At 72.6% G+C, this 7,648-nt stretch carries 4 protein-coding genes; all 4 read left to right on the forward strand.

Annotated features, from left to right (window positions below):
• Positions 1-212 (forward strand): hypothetical protein (locus tag AOK15_RS33395; RefSeq protein ID WP_055522065.1); only part of this gene is annotated, 212 nt, incomplete at its 5' end.
• Between the two features lie 96 nt (positions 213-308).
• Positions 309-506 (forward strand): hypothetical protein, encoded by a 198-nt coding sequence (locus AOK15_RS33400; protein ID WP_055522066.1) that lies wholly within the window; start codon positions 309-311, stop codon positions 504-506.
• Positions 507-820: 314 nt separating this feature from the next.
• Complete coding sequence (gene topA, locus AOK15_RS33405) at positions 821-3,673, forward strand: type I DNA topoisomerase (protein WP_055522067.1); 2,853 nt, start codon at positions 821-823, stop codon at positions 3,671-3,673.
• 326 nt (positions 3,674-3,999) lie between these two features.
• On the forward strand, positions 4,000-7,437 hold the full coding sequence (gene tmk, locus AOK15_RS33410; protein ID WP_055522068.1) for a dTMP kinase: 3,438 nt from the start codon (positions 4,000-4,002) through the stop codon (positions 7,435-7,437).
• The last annotated feature ends 211 nt before the right edge of the window (positions 7,438-7,648 follow it).

A 7,648-nucleotide genomic window follows, 5' to 3' on the forward strand; every position in this document is an offset into this window, starting at 1 on the left:
GCATGACCTTCCAGGGCGCCCTAGACGAGGGGGGAAAGCTCTGCACCAACAGGTTCGAGACGACTTGGGCGCCCGGCTCCGACCTGATCGTGTCGGGCTGGGTCTCCGACGAGGACGAGTGGAAGAAGGGCTTCAACAAAGTGGTGTGCACGGTGCGCAACGCCGACATCTCCAGGACGACCGGGAAGATACCCACGCCCGGCTCGGTCTGAGGCCCCGGACGCCTCGCGTTCACCTCGGGTTCGCGTGTCCGCTTCCCGTGCGTGCCAGCCTCCCCTCCCTGGGTGTCGAGGGGTGGAGAGCAGGACATGGAGAGCGAATCGGCGATCTTCGCGGGAGTGGTGTTCGCCCTGTTCGGGGGCGGGCTGCTGCTGTGGACCACCGTCCGGCTGCGGCAGGGACTGCCGGTCGCGCACGGTGTGCGCCCTGTGATGTCGGCAACGCTCGCGAGCGTCGCCGCGGTCCTCGCGCTTCTGCTCGGCGCGTGGTGCTTCGCGCAGATCTGAGGGTGCTCCGGGCGCCGGAGCAGGGAGCGGGCCGGGTGACCAGAGGGTGACCCTCCGCATCGGTCCGGAAGGGCCGGTGAACACGCCGGGCGGCAGGAATGGCGGTAGTCGGGTTACCGTTCGAGTGGCCGTTGCGGGCTTTTCCCGTTTGACACGAGGGCGGGATGTACCGTCACACTCCGCAGCGTCAGCATGACCCGATCCCCGGGCCCATGGCCGAGCCTCCTCCCGAGGCACCGGCTTCCGGGGTGCCCGGCCCCGGACACAAGGCGACCCCGGGGAGATCCCAGCGTCGACCGGAGAGAAGAGCGAAGTTGTCCCCGACCAGCGAGACCGCGAAGGGCGGCCGCCGACTCGTCATCGTCGAGTCGCCTGCCAAGGCGAAGACGATCAAGGGCTATCTCGGCCCCGGCTACATCGTCGAGGCGAGCGTCGGGCACATCCGCGACCTTCCCAACGGCGCCGCGGAGGTGCCCGAGCAGTACACCGGCGAGGTCCGGCGCCTCGGCGTGGACGTCGAGCACGACTTCGCGCCCGTCTACGTGGTCAACGCGGACAAGAAGGCGCAGGTCAAGAAGCTCAAGGACCTGCTGAAGGACTCCGACGAGCTCTACCTCGCCACCGATGAGGACCGCGAGGGCGAGGCCATCGCCTGGCACCTCCAGGAGGTCCTCAAGCCCAAGGTCCCGGTCAAGCGGATGGTCTTCCACGAGATCACCAAGGCCGCGATCCAGGCCGCCGTCGCCAACCCGCGCCAGCTCAACCAGAAGCTCGTCGACGCCCAGGAAACCCGCCGCATCCTCGACCGCCTCTACGGCTACGAGGTCTCGCCGGTCCTGTGGAAGAAGGTCATGCCCCGGCTGTCCGCGGGCCGCGTCCAGTCCGTGGCGACACGGCTCGTCGTGGAGCGGGAGCGCGAGCGGATCGCGTTCCGCTCGGCCGAGTACTGGGACCTGACCGGCACCTTCTCCACCGGCCGCGCCGGCGACCCGTCCGACCCGTCGTCCCTGGTCGCCCGCCTGCAGTCCGTCGACGGCCGCCGGGTCGCCCAGGGCCGCGACTTCGACTCGGTGGGGCAGCTCAAGGGCGCGAACGTCCTGCACCTCGACGAGGCGAACGCCCGCGCGCTGGCCGCCGCCCTGGAGAACACCCGCTTCTCCGTCCGCTCCGTCGAGTCCAAGCCGTACCGCCGCTCGCCGTACGCCCCGTTCCGTACGACGACCCTCCAGCAGGAGGCCTCGCGCAAGCTCGGCTTCGGCGCGAAGGCGACCATGCAGGTGGCGCAGAAGCTGTACGAGAACGGCTTCATCACCTATATGCGTACGGACTCCACGACGCTCAGCGACACCGCCGTGGCCGCCGCCCGCGCCCAGGTCACACAGCTCTACGGCGCCGACTACCTGCCGGCGCAGCCCAGAACGTACGCCGGGAAGGTCAAGAACGCGCAGGAGGCGCACGAGGCGATCCGACCCTCGGGCGATCGTTTCCGCACGCCCGCCGAGACCGGTCTGACCGGCGACCAGTTCAAGCTGTACGAGCTGATCTGGAAGCGGACCGTCGCCTCCCAGATGAAGGACGCGACCGGCAACTCCGTCACCGTCAAGATCGGCGGCACCGCCTCCGACGGCCGGGACGTCGAGTTCAGCGCCTCCGGCAAGACGATCACCTTCCACGGCTTCCTCAAGGCCTACGTCGAGGGCGCCGACGACCCGAACGCCGAGCTGGACGACCGTGAGCGCCGGCTGCCGCAGGTCGCCGAGGGTGACGCGCTGGCCGCCCAGGAGATCACGGTCGACGGGCACGCCACCAAGCCGCCCGCCCGCTACACCGAGGCCAGCCTGGTCAAGGAGCTCGAGGAACGCGAGATCGGCCGCCCGTCGACGTACGCGTCGATCATCGGCACGATCCTCGACCGCGGCTACGTCTTCAAGAAGGGCACGGCCCTCGTGCCGTCCTTCCTGTCCTTCGCCGTGGTCAACCTCCTGGAGAAGCACTTCGGTCGACTCGTCGACTACGACTTCACCGCCAAGATGGAGGACGACCTCGACCGCATCGCCCGCGGCGAGGCCAAGTCCGTGCCGTGGCTGAAGCGGTTCTACTTCGGCGAGAGCACCGGTGACATCGGCGCGGCCGCCGAGGCCGGCAACGGCGACGGCGACCACCTCGGTGGACTGAAGGAACTGGTCACCGACCTGGGCGCCATCGACGCGCGCGAGGTCTCCTCGTTCCCCGTGGGCAACGACATCGTGCTCCGCGTCGGACGCTACGGCCCCTACATCGAGCGCGGCGAGAAGGACAGCGAGGGCCACCAGCGCGCCGACATCCCCGAGGACCTGGCGCCCGACGAGCTGAACGTCGAGCTGGCGGAGGAACTGCTGGCGAAGCCCAGCGGCGACTTCGAACTGGGCACCGACCCGGCGACCGGCCACCAGATCGTCGCCAAGGACGGCCGCTACGGGCCCTACGTCACGGAGATCCTCCCCGAGGGCACCCCGAAGACGGGCAAGAACGCGGTCAAGCCGCGGACGGCCTCCCTGTTCAAGACGATGTCCCTGGACACCGTCACGCTCGACGACGCCCTGAAGCTGATGTCGCTGCCGCGCGTCGTCGGCGCGGACGCGGAGGGCCAGGAGATCACCGCGCAGAACGGGCGCTACGGGCCGTACCTGAAGAAGGGCACGGACTCGCGCTCCCTCCAGACCGAGGACCAGCTGTTCACGATCACGCTGGAAGAGGCGCTGGAGATCTACTCCCAGCCCAAGCAGCGGGGGCGGGCCGCCGCCAAGCCGCCGCTGAAGGAGCTGGGCGCTGACCCCGTCAGCGGCAAGCCGGTCGTGGTGAAGGACGGCCGCTTCGGGCCGTACGTCACCGACGGCGAGACCAACGCGACGCTGCGGTCCGGCGACAGCGTGGAGACGATCACGCCTGAGCGCGGGTTCGAGCTGCTCGCGGAGAAGCGGGCGAAGGGGCCGGCCAAGAAGACGGCGAAGAAGGCGCCCGCGAAGAAGGCGACCACGGCGAAGACCGCCGCCGCGAAGAAGGCGGCGCCGGCGAAGAAGACGGCCGCGAAGAAGACCGCCACCACCGGCAAGACGGCCGCGGCGAAGAAGGCCGCGACCGCGAAGACGGCGGCTGCGAAGAAGACCGCGGCGTCGTCCGAGGGCTGAGAGGCGCAGAGAAGCGTCGAGAGACGTCGGGCGTCCGGCTGAAGGCTGCCGGGCGCCCGACGGGTCGTGTGCGGTCGAGGTTTTGGCACGGCCAAAGGGGCGGGGTTCAGGAGCCTTGCGCGGGCGCCGGGGCGGGTGCGGGTGCGGGGACGTTGTGGCTGGTCGCGCAGTTCCCCGCGTCCCGTTGGCGGCGGCGGCGCCGAGCAGTGGCTGGAATCTTCACCTTGGCTTTTCTGAACCTGCGCTTTTTACACGACTTGGTGGTGACGTGTGCGTGCGTTCGGGCGTCGGTCCGGGGTGTCGGTGGGTGCCGATAGGCTGAAAGCATGATGCGAGGCGAGCAGCCGACTGCCCTGACTCCGGCCCCCGACGACGCCCTGGCAGCCGACTCCAGGGAGCGCGCGGTACGGGCGCTCTTGCGCCGACCTCAGCTCAAACGGCTGTGGAGCGCACAGCTCGTGGGCGGCGTGGGCGATGTCCTCGCCCTGTTCGTGCTCGTCCTCCTGGTCTTCCAGACGGCGATCGCCGAGGAGTCGTTCGGGGGCGGGTACCGGGGCGTCGCCCTGACCGTCGCCGTCGTCTTCGGCACACGGGTCCTCGCGACCCTGCTCTTCGGTGCCGTGCTCCTCGGCCCCCTCACCTCGCTGACCTCGCAGGACGGCCCGCTCGACCGCCGCTGGACCATGGTCGGCGCGGACGGGCTGCGCGTCCTGCTGCTGATCGTCGCGCCCCTGTGGATCGACTGGACACCGGACAACGCGCTCGCGGTGCTCCTGGTGACCGTCTTCGTGACCGGCGTCGCCGAACGGTTCTGGACGGTCTGCCGGGAGAGCGCGGCGCCCGCGCTGCTGCCCGCACCGCCGCTTGAGGGCGCGACCGTACGTCCGCTGCCGGACCACATGGACGCGCTGCGACGTCTCTCCCTGCGCACCGGCTTCGTGGCGGTGCCCCTCGCGGCCGCCACCCTCGTCGTCGTGGCGCTGCTCAACAACCTGCTGGGCGCCGGCCTCGACTGGTTCGGCCAGCACCAGGCGGCGCTCGCCTCGTACGTCGCCGCCGGACTCTTCGCCGCCTCCCTGTCGGTGGTGACCTTCCTCGAACTGCCCAAGACGCGCACCCCGCGCGCGCGGTCCCCGCTGGAGGGGCTGCGCCGGCCCAGGACCGGCACCGGCGTCGACAAGGGCCGCACGGGCGCCGTCCCGATCCTGGTGCCCGCCTGCGCGGCGGTCGCCGGCGCGGTCGCCGCCGCTGTCGCCGTCGCCGTGCTGCACGCCAAGGACCTGGGCGGCGGCCCGGTGCTGTACGGCCTGCTGGTTCTCGCGCTGACCGGCGGGGTGGGCCTCGGCATCCGCCGGGCGCCGTCCCTGCTGCCCGCGCTGTCCCGCCGTAGGCTCCTCGCCCTGGCCATCGCCTTCACCGGCGTCGCACTGCTCGCCGGTGGACTCGTGCCCGACGTCACCAGCGTCGTCCTGATCTTCGGGCTGGCGGGTGTAGCCGCGGGCATCGCCGCCAACACCGGGCACACGCTGCTCGACCAGGAGGCCGAGGAATTCCGGCGGGCCCGGACCACCGAGCACCTCCACGCGGTCGTACGCGTCTTCGTCGCGCTCGCCGCCGTCGTCGCCCCGCTGGTCGCCGCCGCCATCGGCCCGCACCGCCTGGAGAACGGCAAGTTCGTGTTCGCGCACGGCGGCGCCGCGTTCACCCTCATGCTCGTCGGGGCGCTGCTGCTGCCGGTCGCCGCGCTCGTGCTCGCCAAGGTCGACGACCGGTCCGGAGTGCCGCTGCGGCACGACCTGCGGGACGCGCTGCTCGGCGGCGACGACCCCGACCAGGCACCGGCCGAGACCGGGTTCTTCATCGCCCTGGAAGGCGGCGACGGCGCCGGCAAGTCCACCCAGGTCGAGGCGCTCGCCGAGTGGATCCGCGCCAAGGGCCACGAAGTCGTCGTGACCCGCGAACCCGGCGCCACCCCGGTGGGCAAGCGGCTGCGGTCCATCCTCCTCGACGTGTCGAGCGCCGGACTGTCCCACCGGGCCGAGGCGCTGCTGTACGCGGCCGACCGCGCGGAACACGTGGACACCGTGGTGCGGCCCGCGCTGGAGCAGGGCGCCGTCGTCATCTCCGACCGGTACATCGACTCCTCCGTCGCGTACCAGGGAGCCGGCCGGGACCTCTCGCCGACCGAGATCGCCCGCATCTCGCGGTGGGCCACGAACGGGCTCGTACCGCATCTGACGGTCCTGCTGGACGTCTCGCCCGAAGCGGCGAGGGAGCGGTTCACCGAGGCGCCGGACCGGCTGGAGTCCGAGCCGGCCGAGTTCCACGAGCGCGTACGGGCCGGATTCCTGACGCTCGCCGCCGCCGACGCCGGGCGATACCTGGTCGTCGACGGCGGGCAGGACGCGGAGGCCGTCACCACCGTCATCCGGCACCGCCTCGACGTGATGCTGCCGCTGTCCGAGGCCGAGGTGAAGGCGCAGGAGGAGGCGCGGCGCAAGGCCGAGAAGGAGGCCCGCAGGAAGGCCGAGGAAGAGGCCGCCCGCAAGGCCGAGGAAGAGCGGCTCGAGCGGGAGCGCCAGGAGGAACTCGCCCGGCTGCGCGCCGAGGAGGAGGAGCGCAAGCGGCGCGAGCTGGAGGAGGCGCAGCGCCGCGAGGCCGAACGCCAGGCCGAGGAGGCCCGGCGACGGGCCGAGGAAGCGCGGCGCCGCGCCGAGGAGGAGCAGGCACGGCTCCTCGCGGAGGAGAAGGCCCGCGCCGAGGAGGAAGAACGCCGCCGGGTCGAGGAGGAACGGCGACGCCGGCAGGCCGCGGAGGAGCAGCGACTGCGGGCTGAGGCGGAGGCGCTCCGCCTGGAGAAGCAGCGCAAGGCCGAGGAGGCCCTGCTGCGTGCCGAGGAGGCGCGACGGATCGCCGCGGAGCGGGCCGCCGCCGCGGAGGCCGAGCGGGTCGCGGAGGCCGCGAGGGCGGCAGCGGCTGCCGCCGAGGCGGAGCGTGCCGCTGCGGCGGAGCGGGCCGCGGCGGTCGCTCGGGCGGCTGAGACGGCGGCTGCGGCTGCGGCGCCTCGGGATGTCGAGGCTTCTCGGGGGGCTGACGGCGACGGGGAGCGCGGTGGTCGGGCTGCGGGGGGCGAGCGGGGCGACGGGACCGAGCGGCGTCACCGTGCTGACGGGCGTGACCGTACTGACGGGCGTGACGCGCGTGACGGGGCTGAGCGGGGCGGTTCGGGTGACGTGACTGTGCCCACGCCTGTGGTGACGCCCACGAACGCGTCCGGCGGGCCGTGGGACGAGACGGCTGTGCTGCCGCCGGTTCGGCCCGGGGGAGCGACGGATTCCGAGACCACGGCGAAGCTGCCTCGGCCGCCTGAGCCGTCGGAGGAGAGGGCGGCTGGGTCCGGGGCCGGTTCGTCGGGTTCCGCGTTCGGGGCGGGGGCGCGGGCGGAGGATGAGACCGCGGTGCTGCCGCCGGTGCCTCCGGGGGCGGCCGACGAGACCGCTGTGCTGCCGCCGGTGCGTGAGGATCGGGTGCCGCCGGGGTTCTTCCGGGACGAGCGGCCCGCGCCGGACGGGGCCGGGGAGCGGACGCGGGAGCTGCCGCAGGTCGACGAGGAGGGCACTCCTCGGCGTAGGCAGCGGTCCGACTGGGCCGAGGAGACGCCGCTCGACGATCTGCCGACACTGGCTGACGAGCTGCTGGGGCCGCACGACTCGGACGACCCGGACGAGAGGCGCGGTCGTGGCTGGGGGCGGCGGAGGGGCTGAGCCCGTCCGGTGACGCGGCGGCTTGTCGGGGTACGTTCGCCGCGCGGGGACGTTCCGCGCGGCGGCCCGCACCTTCCCCCTGTGGCGGCTGACGTTCGCCGTCGGGCGCCTGCGGTGTGTTGTGGGCGCGGCCCCTCCGGTGCGTGCGCGTGCGCGGCGCGGGGGGCGTGTCCGAGGCCGCCCCCGCCGGGCGAGGGCGGGGGTGGGCGGC

The sequence above is a fragment of the Streptomyces ossamyceticus genome (assembly GCF_001418475.1).
Taxonomy (GTDB): Bacteria; Actinomycetota; Actinomycetes; order Streptomycetales; family Streptomycetaceae; genus Streptomyces; species Streptomyces ossamyceticus.

Bases quoted from the DNA above. Each gene is read 5' to 3' on its own strand.
- AOK15_RS33400 (WP_055522066.1), top strand. From the start codon at position 309: ATGGAGAGCGAATCGGCGATCTTCGCGGGAGTGGTGTTCGCCCTGTTC.
- tmk (WP_055522068.1), top strand. From the start codon at position 4,000: ATGATGCGAGGCGAGCAGCCGACTGCCCTGACTCCGGCCCCCGACGAC.